We start from the raw sequence: 23,138 nt of genomic DNA, 5'->3' as shown, positions 1-23,138 counted from the left end.
CACTAAACTGACATCAGTCGTTTACCTTACCCTAAAATCGAAAATGCTACAATAAAGGACTAAATAAGCGTACCACATTATCAAATAAACGCTCTGCACCATGGCGCTGTTGCCACTGCTCTAAACTCAAAAAACGGCAACTTTGTAAGTAGACTTCTTGGCAATCAGCGACTTGAGCGACCATCTCTGGTGTATAAATGGCCAAGCTCACTTCCATATTTAGATAAAAACTGCGCATATCGATGTTTACAGTACCAAATAAACAATAATCCTCATCGATAACCACTGTTTTGGTATGCAACAGACCACCCTTAAACAAGGCAATCGTCACGCCTGCCTCGAGCAGCTCTTGATAATAGGCTTGTGACGCATGCTGTACAAGAAATGAATCCACCTTTTCCGGGACAATCAGCGTCACCTCAACCCCGCGTTTGGCAGCGATCGTTAATGCTCCCGAGAGCGCCTCGTCAGGTACAAAATACGGTGTGGTAATGCGAATGCGTTTATTGGCGCGATGAATAACGGTCACCAATGTATTGTAAATAACATGGGCTGTCACTTGCGGTGCGGAGGGTATCAGCTGCGCCAGCACTCCTTCTACCATCGGCATCTTCGGTATCACAATCGATGTTGAGCCAATATTTGGTTGCTTATAATAGTCGATCTCACCAGCCAATACCTTTACCCGACTGTTTAAATCATTAATGGTTGGGTTCATCACATATAGTTTACGAGTATAGCCATTGACGCGCTGATTGAGCGCGTCTAAATTGTCGTTATTTTCCGCACCAATATCCGTGGCCACCACGATCGCCATGGCTGTCGTAATACTAATAGAGTGTTGACTGGTCGTGCGTATCGCCACATCGATCCACTGTCCAACGTTTTTATTTTGTTTAAAAAATCTTGGATCGACCAAGTTAAAGCTACCGATATAGCCAATGTGCTCATCAATCACGATAATCTTACGATGGTTACGCAAGTCAGAGCGCTTAAATAGCGTTTTAAACAAACCCACTGGTAGTGACTGATGGACAAAGACACCTGCTTTTTCTAATGTACGATGCGCGCTACTATTAAAGAAACTAAAGCTGCCCACGCTATCGGCCAAGATATGACACTCAATACCACGCTGCGCTGCCGCTGACAACGCCTCTATCACCTCTAGTACTTGTCCTTTAGGATAAACAATATAAAACTCCATCAAGATAATACTCTGAGCGGCATTGATATCTTCGATTAATCTCTGAAAAATAGTATGAGGATCTGTCAATAGCTGCATATTGTGATTAGGAAACACGCCCAGCCCCGTCCAGCGCGTGCCTATTTGACTGACACCGCGGTAGTTGGCTGGCAGCAACTCTTGTCCCTGATCAAAAACCAAATTCTCACGCCGTGCCATATCATCCATCAACAAGCTTGCTTGGTCTACCCGTTGACGATAGCGCCGCCCTATCATCGGCTCACCCAATAGTATATAAGCGATGAAACCAAAAAGAGGCAAGGTATAGAGCACAGCAATCCAAGCGATAGATACACCGATATTGCGCTGCACCGATACAACACGTAACGTCATTACTATCATGAGAACAATATGCAATACCAGACCCAAGCCTGCGAAGTCTCCCCAAGACCAGGTCGTAAAAGTTTGTTCAATAGTGGAATTTTCTATGCCCGCCTCCAACAATCAACATAAAATAAAGCATGAGTCATAAAACACCCTCAATAGTATAGTAGTTTTTGACCATCAAACAATGAATAACCATAATAAGTTTTTAGGCAGCAACCTTAGTAAACACGTGCCTCAGACTACTATTAATAATAGCTTTCAGACAGTATTTTCAATTATTTTTCAAAATAGTTAAAAAACTGTTTGACAGCCATGTGTAAATCTATATAATACACACCCACAGCAGCAGAGCTTAGTGACAAACTTAGAGCTCAGTTGATGTTGAATAAATTGCTTAGCAATTGTTCGAAGGGTGATTAGCTCAGTTGGTAGAGCGTCTGCCTTACACGCAGAATGTCGGCGGTTCGAATCCGTCATCACCCACCACTATTTAGTATAGCGTTACTCTCAAGTAGTAGGCTAAGTGGTTAAATAAACTAAGTACGACCTAAGCAGCGGTAGTTCAGTTGGTTAGAATACCGGCCTGTCACGCCGGGGGTCGCGGGTTCGAGTCCCGTCCGCTGCGCCATATTTAAAACGAATTTAGACTTTCGAGTTTAAGCAAGTTTCGCCTCAAGTATTAGTTTACTTGAGGTTTTTTTGTGTCTATTAATTCTGCCATACCTCTATTCACTTGCCTCTCATATCATTTCTCCTCAACCACCCTACCAGCTCTTTTCACTACTCTGAATCGTAATAATTATTGCTAGTGGTTTAGCCTACCAACTACTTCAACATATCTCCTTGTTTACAAAAATAATAAAGCTGACCATTTAGTCAGTTAATTTAATAAAATCATAAACTTAGGTAATATCAAATACTTAGAAGGATTGATAGACCATTATTCTTAGCCAGCTTATGGTTGTTACTCATTATAAAACATGCTTAACTGTTTCAAAGTGTTAAGAATTATTGCGGATAATGTAGCCAACAGAGCATTTTTTATACTTTTGACAATACTTATATTGATAGCATTTATCTTCATTATTTTAGATTGCTATCAAAAATTGACCGCGCTTTATCCTTAGCAGCATTGACCCGTTTTGACAGGAAGTTAAAACGCGCTTCTGTCATATACCCAGCCTGCTAGGATGACCCACTCTATATAAAGGAATATTACTGTGCGTTATCACTTATTTGCAAACCTGCCACTGGCTAGCCAATTATGTAGAACCAATATTCAGAAAAAACTGTTTTTTAGTAGCTCATTAACCACGGCTTTAGCCGCGATCGTTGCCTTGGGTACGATGAGCAGCAGCCATGCAAAGGTGCTTTTCACCGATACCAGTCTTTCTGTACTGTATGGCAATGACTATGAGCTGGTAAAAGACGGAGAATTGACGACAATCACTCTGGAGCACGCATCAACCCACAGTTGGGGCGGCGTATTTTTCTTCGTCGATCGCCATCAAGGCGCAAATGATATTGAAAACAATAGATTTAAAGAAACGTATGGTGAGTTTGCGCCCAAGCTTAAGCTCACAACTTTCGATGATAGCTTTATCAAACAGCTCAATCTAGCGGGGCAATATGAGTTTGGCTCGAACAGCAAAGGCTTTAGCCAAGACAACTATATGATAGGACTAGGGGCAGATTTGAATGTGCCTATTTCAGGCATGAAGTATGCCTCTGCTTCCCTATATCATGTCTTCAATGATAATACTGATGATGACCAGCAAATCACCTTAACTTACGGTTGGGAGAAAAACAATTTTGTGGTCGATGGTTATGTAGACTACTCTTTTAACAATGATGACTTAAAAAACCAACTACATATCAATCCGCAAATAAAGTATAACTTACAACCGCTATTAGGCATTGATAATCGCTTAGAGGTCGGTATGGAATATAGTTACTGGAAAAATAAGTATGGCAGTGATACAACTCAAAATGTGCCTAGCGCTCTAGTGAAGTTTCATTTTTAACCGTCTAATTGGTTTGACGAATAGTTCTAAAACAGCTTTCAACTCTTTCTTAATAAAATAAATAGCTTCTTAATAAAACAAAGAGTCCTCATGCAAAATTGACAGCTTGCATGAGGATTTTCATTTTATATTTGGTATATTAACCCTTAGGATTCCACTGATTCTCAAGCTGGATACGCATTCATACGTTTTATAAGGCTGTTACGACGTATAATTATTGGCTATTTATAGCCGCTAAATAATCATTTTCAACTGACTTTATCAATGGATATATTTCAAAATTATTCAGCATTTTTTTATTATAAAAGGGACAAAATATGGAATATAACCACATACCCAGACAATAATTGGGCTTCTTCCCCACTCCCTTGATAGCGCTCAGCAGATTGAGTAAAGTGCTTGATGGCCCTACTATTTTTATGAAACGAGATGACAACACGGGACTGGCATTGGGTGGTAATAAAACCCGTAAGCTTGAATTTATCATGGGTGATGCCCTTGCTCAAGGTGCTGATTGCGTGATTACGGCAGGTGCCGCACAATCAAACCATTGTCGCCAAACTGCTGCCGCAGCGGCAAGCTTGGGACTTGACTGCCATTTAGTATTGGGTGGAGAAGAACCCGAACAAACAAGTGGCAATCTGTTATTAGACAAAATTTTTGGATCACATATTCACTGGGCAGGCGCCAATCGTAAAGGAGAAGACATTCCTAAAATCGTTGAGCAGTTAACAAAACAAGGCGAAAAACCATATGTCATACCCTATGGCGGCTCCAATGAGCTGGGTGCTTTAGCGTTTGTAGAAGCTTTTAAAGAGTTGGAATCGCAACGTGAAAGCATGGACGTATTATTTACTCATATCGTTTTTGCTTCTAGCTCTGGGGCAACACAAGCCGGTTTGATGCTTGGCAAAAAAATACTCAACTCGCCCAAATCGTAGGTATTAATATCGATAAAGGCGAAACAGACAAAGTGCCTTTTGATCAGTATACCGTCGCGCTTGCCAATAGCACGGCTTCACTTATCGGTGCCGATCATCAGTTTTCAGAAACCGATTTAATACTCAACTCTGATTATGTGGGCGAAGGCTATGGCGTGGTTGGTACATTAGAAAATGAAGCCATTGCAATGACAGCTCAAACAGAGGGCATACTTTTGGATCCTGTCTATACGGGTCGTGCGATGGGCGGACTCATAGATATAATTCGATCTGGCAAAATCAAGAAAACTGATCGTGTTTTATTTTGGCATACGGGCGGTGCACCAGCTTTATTTGCCTACTCAAGTGACTTAGATATGATGAAAAGAAATGGATAAATAAATTTTAACGCATTAACTCAAGCTATAGGTATTAACTGCAATATTATGAGCGTTGATTCAGCCGGCTTACACTAGCAATCAGCGCCACCATAACCACTCCCATAATGATGAGAATCCCAGACATCATGTGCGCTGCCTCGTAATTTAGCGCCTCTACTTGCTCGTATATCGCAATCGAGACCACTTTAGTCTCATCGGATATACTACCCCCTATCATCAAAACCACGCCAAACTCACCAATAGTATGGGCAAAACTTATTAAGCTACCGAGCACAATACCGACACGCGCTTGTGGCAGAGCGACTCTGAGAAACCGTTTGAAACGGCTTGGCTCCAATAAATGTGCCACTTCCATCACGCTTTGTGGAATACGTAAAAATTGGGCGTAGACAGGCTGAATATAAAAAGGCAAGGAGTAAATAATGGAACCAATGACAAGACCTTCAAAGGTAAATATCAAGGGGCTGATATGATGTTCGCTAAGCCATTTACCAATACCGACACTAGGGCTTAACAGTAATAAAAGGTAAAAGCCGATGACGGTAGGCGGCAAAACCAATGGCATGGCAATGATGCCCATAAGCAAGACTTTAAGACGTGCCACAACTTGCATACGACTGGGCTTAGCGAGCCAATAAGCCACAGGCGTTGCAAACAGTAATAAACAAATGGTAGTAACACCAGCAAGCTTAATACTTACCCAAAACGGACTAAGCATATCGGACATAAGAGACTGGTCTATCATAATGTCACTGCTCGTTGCCATTCGTTATGAGAATAAAGGATCTATTGTATCTAATATTAAAAGATTGAACAGACAAATATAATGCCAGCTCTTATAAATAGCGCGTTTATAAACAAAGCGCATTGATAAACAAACAGTGTAGCGTTTATCAGTCACAGTATCGGTCTTCTTGTGTCGATATTATTTACTAAAACATGACAAGATTAAAGTCTGTTGAAAAATAATCATAGCGTAAAATAAAAAAGCACCTTATTAGGGTGCTTTTTTATTGTATTCACTAAGCTCATCGTATTAAATATTACCGTCAAAAATGATGGTTAAAAAATTTCTTTCAACACGGTAATATTAGAATCAATACGAGTCAAAAGCAATGCAATCAACCTGCTTCACCACGAAGCTAACGATGACGCACTACGCTGAGTAATAAAGCCGTCTGGAGTCTGACCATTGTCTGCTTGCCAGCGCTGGAACGCCAACCGAGTATTGGTACCCACGATACCGTCAGCGCCTTTAGTATCATAGCCTGAGTTGGTCAAACGCTGCTGTAAATTTCGTACTTGAGCTGTGGATAATGGACGCTCATAACGCGGCCATGATTTCTGTAACCCGCCTTGTCCAGCAAGCGCTTTACCCAACAAGCTGACACCTAGCGCATAGCTCGATGAATTATTATAAACTTTGATCACATCAAAGTTTGGACTGAGTAGCAGCACTGGACCATCCTTGCCAGCTGGTAGCCACAGCTCCATTTCGGTATTGGCATCCAAATAAACATCAGCTATCGTATCAACACCCATCGCCGCCCATCTCGCGGCAGGCTGCTTACTACCAACCATGGAGTAATCGAATGAGGCAGGAATGGTCGCTTCGTAAAATGGCGCTAGACCTCGCACCCAACCTGAGTTGCTCAAATAATTAGCTGTGGACGCCAGTGCATCGCCCGTTGCCCACGGATTACGGTGACCATTACCATCGCCATCCACTCCGTGCTTCAGCCAAGTATCGGGGATAAACTGCGTCTGCCCCATGCCGCCTGCCCAAGAACCATCGAGCTGCGACCAAGACACATCACCGCGCTGCAATAACGTCGCTAATGACAACAACTGAGTTTCGGCAAATTCTTGGCGACGACCATCATAAGCCAGACTCGCAAGTGAGCTTGGTATGCTGCTATTACCCGTCACCACGCCGTATGACGACTCCATGCCCCAAATGGCAGCGATTATTTCTGCATTGACACCGTACTGCGATTCTAATTGCGACAAAAATGCCCGTTGCTCGGCAAACTTACGCTTACCAGTACTCACACGCCCATCAGATACGGCAGAATCGACGTATTCCCATGGCATCTTAGAAAACTCTGGCTGTCCTGAGTCAAGTGAGATGACTTGCTGATTTAAATAAGCGGTATCAAGTAAACGGCGCACCGTCGCTGCATCATGGCCTGATGAAATCGCCCGCATAGAAAAATCCGAATTCCAATCAGAAAAACTGTTATAGCTTGGCTTTGCCACTGGCTGCGGCTTGATGACAGGCTTCGGTGCTGGCTTCACTTGAATGGTTTGAGTTTGGGTAATCTGAACGTTGCCTTGACGCACAGGCTTGCTAGGTTTTTGCATTGCCTGTTGGCTGGTACACCCAACCATCACTAACGCAGGAAACAGAGCAAGATATTGTTTTTTTAACATCATAAAATTCTCAAGTATGAATAAGTAAAGCGACTCAAATAAACCGATTTAGTTAAGGTGGCTTTATTCAAACACTCTGAAATTCAAGCGCTCTGAATAAAGCCACTAAACTTGCCAAATCAGTCAAAACTTGGCATCACGTTTAACGCCCTAGTACCGCACGTGGATCAATAGGATTGCCATTTAAGCGCACTTGGAACTCTAAGCCGACCTGATTGGTTTGGCCACTGTTACCCATGTTTGCAATGCGCTGACCGCGCTGTACAGCATCGCCTTCTTTGACCAGTAGCTGACTATTATGCGCATAAGCGGTGATGTAATTATCACTATGACGAATCATAATAAGATTGCCATACTCTGGCAAACCATCGCCCGAGTACAGTACCGTGCCAGATTGGCTAGCAAGTACTGGATCACCGATATTACCAGCAAACCACATACCCATCGTGCCCGCTGCCGCATCAAAGTTACGGGTCACTTGATTGCGACTTGGATATTCATAGCCTGACGTTGCGTTAGCCGTCACTTCGTATACAGGGTTTTGTGAGCTATTATTAGGCACGCTCGTTACAGGTGGTCTGTACGTTGGCTGTGTCGTTGTAGGCGCGTTATAACGATTGTTATCGGCTGGCGTACCTTGCCACAGCTTAAGCCATTGACCACTATAAATCGTATACTTGCTGTCCAAACCATTGAGCGAACCGATTTGACGGTAACTGAGACGATAGCGCTCAGCAATCTGGCTGACCGTATCGCCACGCTGTACGCGATGGTAGTTAGGAACGCCTTGTGCATTGGTAATAATCTTCGGTCCCGCTTGGTTGGCTGATTGGTAAGTAGGCTTGGTTGCACAGCCCACCATCGTTAACGTTGCTGCTGTTAAAGTACCTATCAATGCCACTGTTGCAAAGCGCGATCCAGCAATAAGCTTCTTCATACAAGATTTCCTATTCTTTATGTTACTCACAAACTCCTTGTGTTACTCACAAGCATTTTGCTAACTTTTATACCGTTTAGTATTTAGTATTTGGCAAATACCATTATCAATCATTCGATAGTAAACCATTTTTTAAGGCGTGTCCTCATTTTGAAAATGGTGATAAAAATGAGATAAATGGTAGCCAAATAACAAAAATAGCGCAGATAATATCAGGATATTGACCAGCTGTTTGACGCATTTTGGCAGCGTAAATTTATAGCATTAACGCCGACAGCGTTTTAAGCGTGTCTGCTGGCGTATGATGCAGGCGCACTGGCGATAGACTAATATAACCCGCCGCTACCGCTTGATCATCCGTCAGATCTGTTGTGGAGGACTGCAAACCTTCAGTTTCTAATGGCAACTCATGTGGGCATTTACGTAGCGACAACCAATAAGCATCACGCCCACGTGGATCGACCACATGATGTACAGGACGCGCAATCTGACGGTGCCCTAACGCCGTTATTTTCCGACCTTTGATCTCATCAGCACTATCCACATCAGGAATATTAACGTTTAATACATGATAGGGCAAATTTTTGCAAGCATCTAATATCGGTGTTTCTATCAATAATTTAACAATTTCAGCTGCCGCCATTTGATAATGACTGGTCTGCTCTTGCTTTTCTCCTTTGACGCTGCCGCCCACTAGGGAGGTCGCAATGGCAGGTATTCCAAAGAGCTGTGCGGTTAATGCAGCACCAAAGGTACCCGAAAATAAAACGTCTTGACCAAGATTGGCACCAGAATTGATACCAGTAATCACACTATCAAAACGCGTATCAGGATACAACTCATGCAATGCCAAATGTACACAATCCGCAGGCGAGCCATTTACCGCTATAAAACCAGAATCCAATTGATGAGTATATAATGGCATCGATAGGCTCAAAGCACTCGCGCAGCCACTTTGCTCACTGTTTGGCGCAACCACTACCACCTCTGCAATAGCAGACAGGGCTTGATATAATGCCAATAACCCTGGTGCATAAACCCCATCATCATTACTAATTAAAAATTTCATTCTCACTCAATATACTCATTAATGACCGCCTGTCCACTTATGAACTTTAGCCGCATAAAATTGCTATAATCAGACCCGAAAATGGTGGTTAGATTGTGTGATTATACTGTTGATACTGACATCTACATTGACTTTTTCTACATAAATAGTATTTATAAAAAGCATTTAGCGAGCGTCAAATGATAGCTGAATTTACTATAAAAGTTAAAAAAGCCATACCGCTATCAAAGTAAAATGACACTGTGTTTATATCACAGCATGGATATGGAAAAACTGATATAGCAAAACGTAGATGCCACTATAATTTTGGGCGATTATACCCTAATAATACGCTGACACGAACCCAGTCTTTGCGCAGAATCTATCCAATTTATAATTTTATCTCTATGATATCTGCATCAATAACAGCAAAAAAACTTGGCATGACGTTACAATAGGCAACACCTTACAACAATACAAACTTATATTTTTATGCTGACGTAACTTATGAGTCTATGCTGCTGATATGTTGCTCAAAAAGAGCTTTGGCTCACAAGATATCTACACATAAATCAATATTTTATGTGACTTTTGTTTTTTTACCCATTAACATATCACCATTAAATAAAGATAAGCGAGTGTAATACTGCATGAAAAATCAATCGATATTATCTATAGCTTCTATGATAGCAAAGACGGCGTCCAAAATTAGTCTTGCAGGACTGGTAACGTCTGTTGCCATGCTGTCTCAAGCATCCTTTGCGGCGAATAATTCTGCTACAACCATACCTCTAGATATGTCTGGCATCAATGTTACTAAGCATGAAATTGCGGTCATGCAAGTGCTATCAGAGATATGTCCACCGATGCTCAATGGCAAACAAAAACAGCGCTTTTATAAATCTTATAACGTGCAGCTTCACGAGTTGATGCCGTCTTTAGAAGATCCAAAAGCAGCGATTCAATATCTATCCACTCAGCAAGATTATCGCCAGATATTACAAGGCATTCGTAGCTGGACAATGGGCTTCTCTAAACAAGACAACAAAGCTCTATGCGAAGATTTGGCGAATGCTGAATACCAGTAGTGGATCATCATAATTAGGCTCAACAATTACAACATTATAATTGGCTTACTTATCAGACATCCTATCGTCTCCCCTACAATAGCTATGCCCCAGCATTGATTCTAAATTGATAAAGTCAGCTATAATTAATGACAATAAATCATGGCATTATCTGTCTTGGAACGCTGATTATGGGCTATTTAGCGACAACTTATAAGCTTGTTCATCAGGCTTGTAGGTAACAAAAAAGCTTACGGTCATTCTGTTTATACCAACAGAATGACCGTAAGCTTTTTTATGACAGTCGAATTATTTCTATTCGAGACATTGTGGCAGTCCTAGTCTGAGCAAACGTTTACTTCTTACCACTCTTTCTTTTTAATCGGGTCTTTTTTTGCATTTATCGATTCCCCATCGGTTGGCATTTTGCTAAGATAAGGCGTTAATTTTATGTCTGTCGCTCGGCCATCACCACTCTTATTAATACATTGTTTTTAAACAGAATGTTTAAGACAGGCTACTTAAAATGTTGCATAAGATTTAGTGCAAGGTACAAGCGGTAGATACATTTGGTTTCATGATGCGGTGTAACGATATATGACAGTAAAGCGTGTAAAAAATCAGCTGGTGCAGCTGGTAGTCGGTGTGAGTATCTCTATGAGTGCAGTGATGGCAAACGCAGCCATCCAACCGCCTGAGATGGATAATACCGCCTATGTATTGATGGATTATAATACTGGTGAGATTTTGGCACAAAAGAACGCCAATGAGTCGCTACCGCCAGCGTCTTTGACAAAAATGATGACCAGTTACATCATTGAGCAACGCTTAGCATCAGGCGACCTCAAAGAAGATGACCAAGTCATAATGAGTCCAAATGCTTGGTGTCGTGGTAGTAGCAGCCAGTCTTGTATGTATGTGCCGGTAAATAAATCTGCGAGTGTTATCGACATGCTACGCGGTATTATTATTCAATCAGGTAATGACGCCTCAAAAGCTATGGCTGAGCATATCGCTGGTAGCGAAGCCTCATTTGCTATCTTGATGAATGAGCAAGCAGAAAAACTTGGTATGAAAAATACCCATTTCGTCAACTCTACTGGTATGCCTGACGAAGGGCATGAGGCATCAGCACTAGATTTGGCCAAATTGTCACGCGCTATTATCAAGAATAGCGGCGACTATTATGGTATTTATGCAGAAAAAGAGTTCACCTATAACGGTATTACTCAAGGTAACCGTAATGCTCTACTTGCAACCGACCCAACCGTTGACGGTTTAAAAACTGGCCACACTGATGCCGCAGGCTATTGCTTAGCGGCTTCAAGCAATCGTGATGGCATGCGCTTGATTTCTGTGATTATGGGAACAGAGAGCCAGCAAGCACGTGCCGATCAATCACGTGAGCTGCTCAACTGGGGCTTTGGCCACTTCACTACTGTCACCAAAGCACCTGCCGGACAATTCGTCAGCAAAGTTCCGGTCTGGTTCGGTGAAACTGATGAAGTCGAGCTAGTTACTGCGGATAATTTGCAAATTCTAACCAGCAAAACGCAAAAAAATAAAATCACGACTGTGGTAGATATTCCTGAGAGCCTAGAAGCACCCATCAAAAAAGGTCAAGAAATTGGCAAAATGATGGCCGTTATTGATGGTAAAGCGGTGGCTTCAGTGCCTATTATAGCGACCAGTGATATCGAGCAGTCAGGCTTTATGAGCCGCACTTGGCAGCGTGTCGTACGTTGGGCACAAAATCTGTTTTAGAGAATATTAGTAAAAGCTATTTTTCAAGAACATTACTGACAAAAAAGACGCCTCAAAACGGGGCGTCTTTTTTATGTCTTCATTCACCGCACAGATTTTATTATTGCTATTAAGTAGTGTCCTCATCAAACTGTGATAAACACTGATTTACTAGAATTAGCAGGTTTGCCCTCGTTCATCATATTTTTCAGATTAAAAGCAAGCACCTTTGTCAAAAATACGATTTTCGACACTATTTACAATAAATGAAAGGCAATCGAGTACATTAAACGAGGTTAGTACGGTAAATATGACAAATATTTCGATCTATTACATCCATACCAACCAGCGCTTGAGCAAGTCGCTTAATGCTTTATCTTTATAAGTGGCGCTATAACAGTAATCGACACCAGCTGCTTTTAAACCATGCTCAAAGCTATCTAACTGCTTCGCTCGATGTGGTGGATACCAATATACCAATAAAGCCCGATGTTCACTTTCAAATTGACGAATACGCTTGGCTAACGACTCAGCTTTACTTGGAAAAATATCTTCCGCAAACATCACCATACTCACCTGTCTTATACTCATCTCCTCTATAACCAGTGCTTCATGCTGACGATAAATGACCGTCGCGCCTAAACGCTCTAGCTCTTTCGCTAAAAACCCAACTTCATGATAATAATAGTAAATAATAGTCAATCCAGCCAATAAATGCTGCTGCCGAGACTGCTGTTTATTGGTCATCGATATGGTCAGCATGAATTGGGTGCCTGACCCTAACGTGCTATCTACCTCTATAGTAGCGCCCATCAGCTGAGCCATTTGCTTGACGACTGGCAAACCAACACCTGAGCCTTCATATTGACGAGTTTGTGATGAATCCACTTGGAAAAACGGATTAAAAATATCATCGATATGAGTGCTATCGATACCAATACCTGTATCTTTTACACTGATTTGCCAGCGATTGCTTTTATCAAAATGGGTCAATTGCGACGTAATAGTCACCTGCCCCGCTGGAGTAAACTTAATCGCATTGCTCAATAATATCGATAATATTTGTTTTATTTTTTCCGCATCCCCTTCCAAACCATAGTCTATATGATGAATACGGCTGATCAACTCTAGCCTTTTTTGCCGGGCAATAGGCTCATATTCTGCCAACAGATCGGCGATTAACTGCAATGGATTGAACGCAATACAATTAATACTCATCTGACCTTTTTGTATTTGATTCAATTGAATAATATGATCAAGCGACGACACCAATTTATCACTACCGTCACTGATAATTTCAACCGCATCTTTTTGTTCTCTATTGAGGGTATCGTAATCTAACAGCTGTAAACCGCCTACGATAGCATTTAGCGAAGTTTTCAGCTCATGGGTGATCATGCTTTGAAAGTTATGCAGCTGCACATCGAGGGATACGTCTTTGTTGTGTAATTGCTGCTCAAAAATAGCAAGCGCCTCATAATCTTGTTGGACTTTCTGTAAACGATCAAACAATACAGCCAAAGTTTGCTTGATTTGCACCAGTTCCTGAAATTCAAAAAGCTGTGGAATCACTGGTAACTGCTCAAGCTCTGGGTTTTTCACAACGATGTGACAGACTTCTTTCAAAGCTTCAATATCTCTGATTGGCCATTTGAGTTTGCGCAGAATGTACAATACCCAAAGTACCGTCAATATCGTGGTAATAAGCCATAGCAATATATTGCTTCGAAACCAATGTGAACGCAGGGTGTTCACATCTAAAGTGAGATTAATATATCCAACTAACGCGCTATTTTTATTGGCCTCACTAGACGCTGACGATTCTTGCTCACCATTTGATAAAGTCGTGGACGATTGCTGACTGCTGTTTAACGTATCTAGCGCGCTATCATCACCGATATCGTCACTGGTAACGGGATAATTGAAGCTGACAGTATCTGCAAATAAGGCATTCTTCCAATCATCTCTAGATTGATTAACTTCATCAATAGGTTTGGGTGTTGAGTAAAATAAAATACTTCTAATGCTGGGTTCACTTTCTAACAAGAATCTCACTTGCTCAGCCACGATATCAGCACCATCGGCTGTCGATGCACTGGTGGTCAACATGGTAGCCAATTGCTGGATATGCTGACGCTTCTCTTTATAGTGGTATAACAAACCATAAACAATAGACATCAAGAAACCTGCCAACACAGCCAAAATAATGGCTTGTACGACAGAACGCCAAATAAGCGTAGAGATGTTTTGAGAGGGACGGTTGTTCATATTACTTAACTGAGTTAAGAAAACTTTTGATTATAGTACAGGTATTTTGTAGGAGTAGTGAGGGAAATATCACATGTTAATAAAACTTAACAACGTATTAATATATCATGATGACCGATATAATCATCATGATATAGCACATTACAGAGAAGTATGAACAATAGAATAAAATAGTCTTTATTTACTACAACAATATAAAGACCATCATCATTCTGCTAAATTAACGCTTTTTATCTTTATTGGTGAATTTCTGCTTATCTTTGGTAGTAAATTTCTGTGCCCGATTACGCTCGCGTTGGCGCAACTGTTGCGTCTTCGCTTTGGTTGGTGTATCGCTCTTGTTGGCATATGGGTTGTCATTTTGTTTAAGAACAACGTTGAGCGGCGTGCCTTCGAGCTTAAATACTTGACGGAATTGGTTCTCCAGATAGCGCTGATAGCTCTTAGGTAGCGCACTGGTTTGGTTACCATGAATGACAATGACAGGCGGATTGTGACCACCGATGTGAGCGAAGCGCAGTTTAATACGGCGACCAGCAACCGTTGGTGGTGGATTGGCTGTCACCGCATCTTGCAGAATCTGAGTCAAACGATTGGTTGATACTTCAAACATCGAAGATTTATAAGCACGCAAGATAGACGGGTATAGATTACCCACACCAGTGCCATGTAAGGCTGAGATTAGATGCACTTTTACATAAGGGATAAAGTTAAAGCGGCGATCCATCTCAATCTTGATATAATTTTTCTGATCAGCAGTCAGACCATCCCACTTATTAATCGCAACAACTAAAGCACGACCCGCATCAAGCGCATAGCCAATCATATGCAAGTCTTGATCAACGATACCTTCATGCGCATCAATAACAATAACGGTTACGTTAGAATCCTCGATTGCTTGCAGGGTTTTAATGACCGAGAACTTCTCTACTTTTTCATCAATTCTGCCGCGGCGGCGTACACCAGCAGTATCGATTAAGACGTAGTCCTTACCCTCACGTGTATAAGGAATATAAATACTGTCACGTGTGGTACCGGGCATATCAAAAACCACTACTCGGTCTTCACCCAATAGACGATTGACTAGCGTCGATTTACCAACGTTTGGACGACCTATGATCGCTAGCTTCAAACCTTTTGGCTCTACAACATTCTCTTGCTCAGGCATATCAGCCGTCAATATTTCAAGCAAATTACCGACACCGCGACCATGACTTGCCGCCATCGGATATGGCTCACCCAATCCTAATGCATAAAATTCGGCAGGTGCAGCGTCGTGAGCACCATCGACTTTATTGGCAACCACATAGACTGGTTTGCCAAGGGTGTGTAAAAACTTACCAATCTCAGCATCTGCGCCGATCATACCAGCACGAGCATCCACCACAAATACGATGATGTCCGCTTCATGAATTGCCGTATGCGACTGCTCAGACATATAATCATCAATGTTGCCGCTACCGTCATCCGCCTCACCAATACCACCAGTGTCTACAACGATAAAAGATTTGTCTTCATAGGTCGCATCACCGTACTGACGGTCACGAGTCAGTCCTGACAAATCAGCAACCAATGCCTGCCGACTTTTTGTGAACTGATTAAATAAGGTGGATTTACCGACGTTTGGACGACCAATTAAGGCGACCACAGGCTTGATACTCATGGGTTACTCTCAGTGAAAGGCACAATGGCGGGCAGTACAGTTATTCTTATAACCAGTGATATAACAGTAGTCGTGAATAAGCTGCTCTTGACCGCAAATTAAAATGAATGATAAAACAATAGCAAAAATAATAGTCAGCTATTTTACAATTAGCAAGTGGTACATAGGATGACTAAATGATAAATAAATAATATATATGGATAACACCTACGGCGCATCGGTCGCATAGAGTACGCGAAAGCCTGTATTTAAACAAGCAATTTACACAAGGCACTAAACGCTGACGAAGCAGCGTTTGTGTTCTCTAAAATTGCAATCCATCAGTTGGCTTAACGATAATATCAAACATACTATCTAAGTAAGCATTAACCGATAAAAAGCTTAGCGAGCTAATTGCCAAATAGCAACCTGTCCTGATGTGCTCTGTGTCATTAAACGGCTGCCTTGTACTTGCAAGCTGCTCAAAGCACCCTTAGTTTGTACACGGCTAACGATTTTACCGCTAGCTGGATCGAATAAGTGTACCATGCCGTCAAAATCACCCACGGCAATATAATTGCCAATCATTACAGGATTGGTTAAATGACGATAAGCCAGCTCTTCACTTTCCCAAAGAACCTCACCATTACTGCGATTATAGGCAACCACTTTGCCCTCTAAGCTGGTACCAATCACTTGCTGGTTATTTACAGCAAGTGACTTTAAGCTGGCAAGCTCGTTGACAAACATGACTTGACGCGAAGCCAAATCAATACCTAATAACTGACCACTATAACTGATGGCAAATAGCTGGTTTTTATCGACGATCGGCGTACCATCGACATCACTCATGCGCTCAACTTCACTACTACCAGTGCCAACGCCAACACGTCTTGACCACTGCGGTAAACCACTATCAGTCGTCACCGCATGTAAACGACCATCAGCAGTCGCTAATAATGCTGTTTTGCTGTCCAACAATGTTGGCGCCGCACTACCGCGCACACTGATGGCTGGAACTTGTGTGGCAAACTGCCAGACTGACTGACCTGTCTGTAGTGACAAGCCATGTAAAAAGCCATCGTTCGCTGATAGAATGACACGGTTATTGGTAATTAAAGCGGGTGTCAATACTGATCCTGATAACTGCTTCTGCCAGCGTTTTGCGCCAGTCACACTATCAAATGCCATCACTTGACCACCGCGTGTGCTAATAATCGCTGTTTGGCTCAAAGCATCTAAAGCAACGCCGCCCGTGATTTGATCGCCAACGTTGATCGACCATAAACGTTCGCCTGCACTGTTAAAGCCGGTCAAGTCCCCACCGCGCGATGCAGTGACGATTTGTCCATTGACATAACCTACTTGCAAGTCTAATGGATCTTTCTTACTGGCTTTTTTATTGCCAATATCTGTGCTAAAAACCGGTTGCAACACACTGATAGGCTCAGCAATCTGTACCAGCTTGACTGGATCATTGACGACGGGTTTAATACCACGATTACACCCTATCACCGCAGTGCTCATCGCTGCCAATACTGCCACATACATCACCGTCGATTTGATGGTTTTAGCTTTTGATATCTTGCTAGAGCGAATAGATTGAGTCATTATGAGTTCTCACTACAAATAAATTATTATTAATTAGTAAATTGGTTGTCAGTAAGTATAAGAGCGGCGATTAGTATTCACCAAGCACATTCAATGAGTGCTGGTGGTCTATCCGATGCTGTTTTACTGCACCACTTAGCTTGTAGAACGGTTATAGATACGCGCTATTGACTAGCAATTATCAGGCATTAGGTAGAACGCAAACGCTATTATTGGTTAACAGCGCTTGTCACTGTACAATTATTGCGCAACCTCGGCAGCAGCATTTTCTTCCACTAAGGGCTGTGCAGGACTACTTGACTCTTGAATCAGACTGACTGGTTCGTCGATAGGCTCAGGTACGATGCCCAGACTCTCCATCTTTAATGCCAATACTGCACGCGTCTCTTGACGGTTGCGTAACAACTCCCAAGCATTATTATAAGACTTGATCGCTGAGTCTTTATTGTCTTGTGCCAAATAAATATCCCCTAACAACTCTTGTTGGCTGGCTTCAAATGAGCTTGGCATATCATTGTTGGCTTCTGCTAATGCAGCATCCGTATCGCCCGCCGCCAGTAACGTTGTCGCATAGCGCAAACGAGTAATTGCCTGTAAACCTGCATCACCTAAGTCAATAGCCAATGCTTTTTTGAGGGTTTCACTTGCCTCGGCAAATTCATTATTATCTACTTGCTGACGCGCTTTAATCATCAGTGCTTGCCAAGCGTAAACCGACTCACCATGCTTGCTAACTAGCGCATCAATATCTTTATTTAGCTGGGTGCGACTTTGGGCAAGTGCTGCCTGTGCTTCTGCTTCCAAATCAGGGTTTTGTGAGGCCAAACTGACTTCTTCATTCAACCGCTGAATGTCTGCATAATGATCTGCTGCAACGGTGTCTACGCGCGCATGGTTGTCCTGCCAATATGTCCAACCAAAATAAGCGGCCAGTGCCAACAAAATCGCAGTGACAATATAGCTACCATACTGCTTTAACGCTTGCATTGAATTGTCTGCATTCGGCGAATTGGGTGTCAGAGCCATATGTGTTTACCTGATAAAAGTGTTATTAAATTGCTAATGCTAAAACCGCAATCGATTAATGACGGATAAAATTTTCTTTGCTCGACAACCAATCTGTCGCAACCGTCTGTTGTTCGCCCGTCTGCATGTCTTTAACGCTGAGGGTATTATCATCCAGCTCTTGCTGCGCAATAATAACGGTCAATGCAGCACCTGACTTATCGGCTTTCTTCATTTGCGCTTTTAGGCTCGTCGCACTCGCCATTTTCACCCGAATATCTGGGCGACTATAGCGTAGGCGTTGGGCATAGCCAATACCCGCACTATAAACTTCCGGATGCGCAACCACGAAAACATCGCAAGCGGGAACATCAGCAATCGGCGCAACCGCTTCCATTAACAGTAATAAACGCTCAAGCCCCATGGCAAATCCAACAGCAGGCTCAGATTTTACTGGCTTATTGCCATCAGTACCGATGGATTTTAGTTGCCCAATCAAACCATCATAACGGCCGCCTGCACAAACAGTCGCTTGGCTACCAAGCTTGTCGGTCACCCACTCAAAAACCGTTTTGTTATAATAATCAAGACCGCGTACTAAGTGTGGATTGATCTCAAAATTAATACCCAGCTCAGTCAGATACGTTTGTACTTGCTCAAAATGCGCCACGCTTTCTTCACCTAAAAAGTCAGCCAGCTTCGGCGCGTCTACCAATAGAGCTTGGGTGCTTGCTTCTTTGCTGTCTAAAATACGTAGCGGATTGGTGGTCAAGCGGCGCTTGCTGTCTTCATCCAGCTGATCTTTTTTATCGGTTAAATAAGCAACCAATGCTTCGCGATAAGCATGACGCTCATCAATTTCGCCCAGACTGTTTAGCTCTAAACGCATCTCATCTTTTAGACCCAGCTCTTGCCACATCAGATGGGTCATGGCGATCAGCTCAGCGTCAGCGTCTGGTAAGGCACTACCAAAGCTTTCAACACCTATTTGATGAAATTGACGATAACGACCTTTTTGTGGACGCTCATAGCGAAACATTGGACCGATATACCATAACTTTGGCGTATCACCGCGCAGCAAGTTATGCTCAATCACAGCACGCACCGCCCCTGCCGTACCTTCAGGGCGTAGAGCTAACGGCGTTGGTGGCTCAGATTTATCGGTAAAGCTATACATCTCTTTTTCGACAATATCAGTCGCGCCGCCAATGGCACGCGCAAACAAATCGGTTTGCTCAACGATTGGCAAGCGAATATGCTCAAAGCCGTATCTGCCCAGTACTTCAGCCAATATCGCTTCTAAATGCAGCCATTTTGCGGACTGATCAGGCAAAATATCATTGAACCCTTTGATAGCTTTAATCATGGTACGGTCGTATCCTTAAAAATTTTAACAAGTGTCTCTTTTATTTTTTGCTCACAATAGTGTTTTATTTTACGCGGATAATCTCATTCTCGCGTTTTTTAGCCAAATCTTCGGCATGTGCGCGTACCATGCCTTCGATTTCATCGACCAAATTATCGGTATCGATAAGATGGCTTTTTTCACCCATACGATATACCAAGGATCTTGGTGCAGCACCAACAATGCCAATATCGGCCTCTTTGGCTTCACCAGGACCATTTACTTTACAGCCGATCACAGACAGGTTCATTGGTTCACGAATGTCTTCTAAACGCGACTCTAAAGCCGTCATAACTCGAATCACATCAAACTCTTGGCGCGAGCAGCTTGGGCACGCAATAAAGTTGACACCATTAGAACGTATATTGAGCGATTTTAGAATATCAAAGCCGATTTTAATTTCTTCTTCAGGCTCTGCCGCCAGTGAGATACGAATGGTATCACCGATGCCATCTAACAATAAACCGCCAAGTGCAATCGCAGATTTAACCGCGCCCGTACGATAAACGCCTGCCTCGGTGACGCCTAAATGCAGCGGATTATCAATTTGGGCAGAAATCAGGCGATACGCATCCAAGGTCAAAAACACATTACTGGCTTTGACCGATACTTTATATTGATCAAAATTTAGACGCTCTAATATATCGATATGGCGCATGGCTGATTCAAGCATCGCCGCGCCAGTTGGCTCGGTATATTTGCGCTGAATGTCTTTTTCGAGCGAGCCTGCATTGACACCGATACGAATAGGGATGTTGTAATATTTGGCACAGGCGACCACTTCACGTACTTTGGCATCGCTACCGATGTTACCTGGATTAATACGCAGACAGTCAGCCCCCGCTTCGGCAACTGCTAACGCAATTTTGTGGTCGAAATGCACATCTGCAATCAAAGGCACACTGACCAGCTTACGAATTTCGCCAAAAGCTTTGACCGTATCCATCGTTGGCGTCGACACCCGCATCAAATCCGCACCAGCTTCAACGCAGCGTTCGATTTGAGCGACAGTTGCTGCCACATCGCAAGTATCTGTATTGGTCATACTCTGCACACTAATCGGCGCATCACCACCAATCGCGACATCACCGACATATATTTTTTTGGTAAGGCGACGGTTAATAGGCGCTGACGTTGACATAGACAAACCCTTCAGTTAGAGCGAAAAAACGCAGAAAAAATACACTTATAATAGCTTGCAGATAGCAACTTTTAAAAATAAATCTTGTACAGCAGTCGATAAGACTAGCATTCAAAATTAGCCGCTTAAAAAGTTAAGGCGCTAACTCAAAATTGGCTTGCTTATCCGTTGCATAAGTATTTAGCGCAACCGCTTCTTGGTTAAGCATTATGCTGACATTATCAACATTATCAATTTGTACATTAAACGGCGGCGTACCTGACAGTTTATAATCCCCAGATGTCTGCGAGCCACTCATTAAACTACTACCAGAGGCATCAGTAATACTCACGACGGCGGTATCCGTCAGTTTGACATCTAAAGACGCTGGACTTGCATCGCCGCCCAAGTTTAGAGCAGAGCCAGAGGCACCAACGCCCATCTCATCAGTATTGATTGCCGCCCCTTGCGCTTGCTCTATCGCTGAGACGTCTTCGACCGTCGATACTGGCTGCTCGGCATTCTCTTTACTGGCATTACTCACCATGCGAAATAAGAAAATCGCTAAAATAATGACACCAATAACGGCGATGATCAGTAGTGGGTTAAAACGAATTCGATTGTGCGTATCACGTTGCAACGTGCCCATTGGACGCAGTGGCGTATCCGTGTTATTCACTGACTTGGCTTTCAGCTCCGTAGGATAAGCAGCATCAAAGCTGGTCGCTATTTTTACAGGATCTAAACCCAAAAACTTAGCATAATTGATGGCAAACCCACGGGCAAAAGCAGCTTGCGGCATCTCCGAAAAATTTTCATTTTCAAGCGCTTGCAAATGACGCTTTAAAATAAATAACTCGGCAGCTACCTCGTCTAAGCTGATTTGCTTATTTTTACGGGCTTGCTGCAACACGGCACCAAATGATCCCTGAGCGTTAGATTGAGTGTTTAATGATGGGGTGGTCATTTCCATGGTGCCTCTGGATTGTTAAGCCAAGTCTTAAGTTGTTTTGCTTCATCACTTAAAGGATAAGCGGATAAAAGCTGCTGTGCCAATTGCTGGCGCGTCGTTATGTTATTTTGTGCAGCGGCCAATTTGATACCTTGTAATAGCAAGCGCGGGCTAATGCCCTGCCCTTGCACCAGTATCAACGTTTCATCATAAAGCCTTTGAGCCTGTGGAACACGTTGCTGCTCAAGCAATAAATCGACCAACTCGATATGGGCAATAATACTATTGCGATTGCCATCAAGTGCCCGTAAAAATGCTTTAGCAGCCGCACTGCGATCACCTAGCTGTAAGTAAGTGCGTCCTAGATTCTCTAGCGCACCAATACGACCTTCGTAACCTAATGCTGAACCCGCAATCTCAAACTGCTCTGCCGCCTCACGATAGCGCTTCATTTGTGACAAATAAACGCCATAGTTATTGTGGGCTTGCTCAAAATCTTTATCAAGCGTAATCGCTTTTTTAAAATACTGATCGGCTTTTTCGAGATTGAGTCGACTGCCCTCTTGCTGCAGCAAAACGCCCATCATATCATAGGCTGGCGCGTAACGGCTATCGGCAGCAAAGGCTTTTTCAAGTTGGCGCTGAGCAGTATCAAGCTCATTTTTGCGGATATATTGTGCGGCAAGTGAAGTGCGCACGCGAGCAATTTCTTGTTGATCTAAGTTACGATTGTCATTGGGTCGCGTAGACGTTTGATAAGCCGCGATGTTTGTCAAATCATTGGTCGGCGTGCTTTGACAACCAGTGAGCAGCAACCCTACCAATGCTGTCACTAATACCGTACGCTTCGACATCGCTATTGGGTCAATAGCCCCTAGTCCATTCGCTGTACTCAATCGCTTATAAGTCTGAGAAAATATTTTTTGATAATTGAACTGACAAGAATTTCTAGAAGTCATCATAGCCGCCATCATAAAACTGTGATTCAATGC

At 42.9% G+C, this 23,138-nt stretch carries 18 protein-coding genes and 2 tRNA genes; 7 read left to right on the top strand and 13 right to left on the bottom strand.

Annotated elements, in window-relative coordinates:
- Positions 1-46: 46 nt before the first annotated feature.
- Positions 47-1,576 carry a cardiolipin synthase gene (locus Q6344_03930; protein ID WLG14494.1) on the bottom strand — a complete coding sequence of 510 codons (1,530 nt, stop codon included), beginning with the start codon at positions 1,574-1,576 and terminating at the stop codon, positions 47-49.
- A 404-nt stretch (positions 1,577-1,980) separates the two neighbouring features.
- Between Q6344_03930 and Q6344_03925 the strand changes: the two genes are divergently transcribed.
- The 5 genes from Q6344_03925 (at position 1,981) to Q6344_03905 (ending at position 4,912) form a co-directional block, all read left to right on the top strand.
- A tRNA-Val gene (locus Q6344_03925) sits at positions 1,981-2,056 on the top strand.
- A gap of 65 nt (positions 2,057-2,121) precedes the next feature.
- Positions 2,122-2,198, top strand: a tRNA-Asp gene (locus Q6344_03920).
- Positions 2,199-2,790: 592 nt separating this feature from the next.
- Positions 2,791-3,594, top strand: a complete 804-nt coding sequence (locus Q6344_03915) for a DUF5020 family protein (protein ID WLG14493.1) — start codon at positions 2,791-2,793, stop codon at positions 3,592-3,594.
- Positions 3,595-3,989: 395 nt separating this feature from the next.
- The gene (locus tag Q6344_03910; protein WLG15140.1) at positions 3,990-4,535 is read left to right on the top strand and encodes a pyridoxal-phosphate dependent enzyme; all 546 of its coding nucleotides are present in this window, start codon (positions 3,990-3,992) and stop codon (positions 4,533-4,535) included.
- A 32-nt stretch (positions 4,536-4,567) separates the two neighbouring features.
- Positions 4,568-4,912, top strand: coding sequence for a hypothetical protein (locus Q6344_03905; protein ID WLG14492.1), 345 nt, complete (start codon positions 4,568-4,570; stop codon positions 4,910-4,912).
- 46 nt (positions 4,913-4,958) lie between these two features.
- Here Q6344_03905 and modB read toward each other — a convergent pair whose 3' ends face one another.
- The 4 genes from modB to surE all read right to left on the bottom strand — a co-directional run bounded on the left by modB (position 4,959) and on the right by surE (position 9,354).
- On the bottom strand, positions 4,959-5,660 hold the full coding sequence (modB, locus tag Q6344_03900; GenBank protein ID WLG14491.1) for a molybdate ABC transporter permease subunit: 702 nt from the start codon (positions 5,658-5,660) through the stop codon (positions 4,959-4,961).
- Positions 5,661-6,046: 386 nt separating this feature from the next.
- Positions 6,047-7,351 (bottom strand): lytic murein transglycosylase, encoded by a 1,305-nt coding sequence (locus Q6344_03895; GenBank protein WLG14490.1) that lies wholly within the window; start codon positions 7,349-7,351, stop codon positions 6,047-6,049.
- A 139-nt stretch (positions 7,352-7,490) separates the two neighbouring features.
- Positions 7,491-8,285: a peptidoglycan DD-metalloendopeptidase family protein gene (locus tag Q6344_03890; protein ID WLG14489.1), complete on the bottom strand. Its 795-nt coding sequence runs from the start codon at positions 8,283-8,285 to the stop codon at positions 7,491-7,493.
- A gap of 256 nt (positions 8,286-8,541) precedes the next feature.
- A complete protein-coding gene (surE, locus tag Q6344_03885) occupies positions 8,542-9,354 on the bottom strand; it encodes a 5'/3'-nucleotidase SurE (GenBank protein WLG14488.1) in 813 nt (270 codons plus the stop codon).
- Between the two features lie 662 nt (positions 9,355-10,016).
- Between surE and Q6344_03880 the strand changes: the two genes are divergently transcribed.
- Positions 10,017-10,421 (top strand): hypothetical protein, encoded by a 405-nt coding sequence (locus tag Q6344_03880; protein WLG14487.1) that lies wholly within the window; start codon positions 10,017-10,019, stop codon positions 10,419-10,421.
- A 576-nt stretch (positions 10,422-10,997) separates the two neighbouring features.
- Entirely contained in the window at positions 10,998-12,164 is a 1,167-nt protein-coding gene (locus Q6344_03875; GenBank protein ID WLG14486.1) for a D-alanyl-D-alanine carboxypeptidase family protein, read from the top strand.
- 309 nt (positions 12,165-12,473) lie between these two features.
- Here the strand turns inward: Q6344_03875 and Q6344_03870 are convergent, their stop codons facing one another.
- From Q6344_03870 to pilW, 8 genes are all read right to left on the bottom strand, one after another.
- Positions 12,474-14,411: a HAMP domain-containing sensor histidine kinase gene (locus Q6344_03870; protein WLG14485.1), complete on the bottom strand. Its 1,938-nt coding sequence runs from the start codon at positions 14,409-14,411 to the stop codon at positions 12,474-12,476.
- Between the two features lie 220 nt (positions 14,412-14,631).
- Positions 14,632-16,074: a ribosome biogenesis GTPase Der gene (gene der, locus Q6344_03865; protein ID WLG14484.1), complete on the bottom strand. Its 1,443-nt coding sequence runs from the start codon at positions 16,072-16,074 to the stop codon at positions 14,632-14,634.
- A gap of 381 nt (positions 16,075-16,455) precedes the next feature.
- Positions 16,456-17,664, bottom strand: coding sequence for an outer membrane protein assembly factor BamB (bamB, locus tag Q6344_03860; GenBank protein ID WLG14483.1), 1,209 nt, complete (start codon positions 17,662-17,664; stop codon positions 16,456-16,458).
- A gap of 240 nt (positions 17,665-17,904) precedes the next feature.
- Positions 17,905-18,690: a tetratricopeptide repeat protein gene (locus tag Q6344_03855; GenBank protein WLG14482.1), complete on the bottom strand. Its 786-nt coding sequence runs from the start codon at positions 18,688-18,690 to the stop codon at positions 17,905-17,907.
- 55 nt (positions 18,691-18,745) lie between these two features.
- Positions 18,746-20,035 carry a histidine--tRNA ligase gene (gene hisS, locus Q6344_03850; protein WLG14481.1) on the bottom strand — a complete coding sequence of 430 codons (1,290 nt, stop codon included), beginning with the start codon at positions 20,033-20,035 and terminating at the stop codon, positions 18,746-18,748.
- A 64-nt stretch (positions 20,036-20,099) separates the two neighbouring features.
- Positions 20,100-21,215: a flavodoxin-dependent (E)-4-hydroxy-3-methylbut-2-enyl-diphosphate synthase gene (ispG, locus tag Q6344_03845; GenBank protein ID WLG14480.1), complete on the bottom strand. Its 1,116-nt coding sequence runs from the start codon at positions 21,213-21,215 to the stop codon at positions 20,100-20,102.
- A gap of 133 nt (positions 21,216-21,348) precedes the next feature.
- Positions 21,349-22,161, bottom strand: a complete 813-nt coding sequence (locus Q6344_03840) for a DUF4115 domain-containing protein (protein ID WLG14479.1) — start codon at positions 22,159-22,161, stop codon at positions 21,349-21,351.
- On the bottom strand, positions 22,158-23,108 hold the full coding sequence (gene pilW, locus Q6344_03835; protein ID WLG14478.1) for a type IV pilus biogenesis/stability protein PilW: 951 nt from the start codon (positions 23,106-23,108) through the stop codon (positions 22,158-22,160). The genes Q6344_03840 and pilW overlap by 4 nt, the downstream gene beginning before the upstream one ends.
- Positions 23,109-23,138 lie beyond the last annotated feature (30 nt).

It is taken from the genome of Psychrobacter cibarius, from assembly GCA_030686115.1.
Lineage (GTDB): Bacteria > Pseudomonadota > Gammaproteobacteria > Pseudomonadales > Moraxellaceae > Psychrobacter > Psychrobacter cibarius_C.
The sequence above is the reverse complement of the archived record's forward strand: the minus strand, read 5'-3'. Positions and strand labels throughout refer to the sequence as shown.

Excerpts from the sequence above, each read along its gene's own strand:
- ispG (WLG14480.1), bottom strand. The coding sequence starts at position 21,215 with ATGTCAACGTCAGCGCCTATTAACCGTCGCCTTACCAAAAAAATATAT.
- surE (WLG14488.1), bottom strand. The coding sequence starts at position 9,354 with ATGAAATTTTTAATTAGTAATGATGATGGGGTTTATGCACCAGGGTTA.
- modB (WLG14491.1), bottom strand. The coding sequence starts at position 5,660 with ATGATAGACCAGTCTCTTATGTCCGATATGCTTAGTCCGTTTTGGGTA.
- Q6344_03875 (WLG14486.1), top strand. The coding sequence starts at position 10,998 with ATGACAGTAAAGCGTGTAAAAAATCAGCTGGTGCAGCTGGTAGTCGGT.
- Q6344_03880 (WLG14487.1), top strand. The coding sequence starts at position 10,017 with ATGATAGCAAAGACGGCGTCCAAAATTAGTCTTGCAGGACTGGTAACG.
- Q6344_03870 (WLG14485.1), bottom strand. The coding sequence starts at position 14,411 with ATGAACAACCGTCCCTCTCAAAACATCTCTACGCTTATTTGGCGTTCT.
- hisS (WLG14481.1), bottom strand. The coding sequence starts at position 20,035 with ATGATTAAAGCTATCAAAGGGTTCAATGATATTTTGCCTGATCAGTCC.
- bamB (WLG14483.1), bottom strand. The coding sequence starts at position 17,664 with ATGACTCAATCTATTCGCTCTAGCAAGATATCAAAAGCTAAAACCATC.
- Q6344_03840 (WLG14479.1), bottom strand. The coding sequence starts at position 22,161 with ATGACCACCCCATCATTAAACACTCAATCTAACGCTCAGGGATCATTT.
- der (WLG14484.1), bottom strand. The coding sequence starts at position 16,074 with ATGAGTATCAAGCCTGTGGTCGCCTTAATTGGTCGTCCAAACGTCGGT.
- Q6344_03930 (WLG14494.1), bottom strand. The coding sequence starts at position 1,576 with ATGACGTTACGTGTTGTATCGGTGCAGCGCAATATCGGTGTATCTATC.
- Q6344_03855 (WLG14482.1), bottom strand. The coding sequence starts at position 18,690 with ATGGCTCTGACACCCAATTCGCCGAATGCAGACAATTCAATGCAAGCG.
- Q6344_03890 (WLG14489.1), bottom strand. The coding sequence starts at position 8,285 with ATGAAGAAGCTTATTGCTGGATCGCGCTTTGCAACAGTGGCATTGATA.
- Q6344_03895 (WLG14490.1), bottom strand. The coding sequence starts at position 7,351 with ATGATGTTAAAAAAACAATATCTTGCTCTGTTTCCTGCGTTAGTGATG.
- pilW (WLG14478.1), bottom strand. The coding sequence starts at position 23,108 with ATGATGACTTCTAGAAATTCTTGTCAGTTCAATTATCAAAAAATATTT.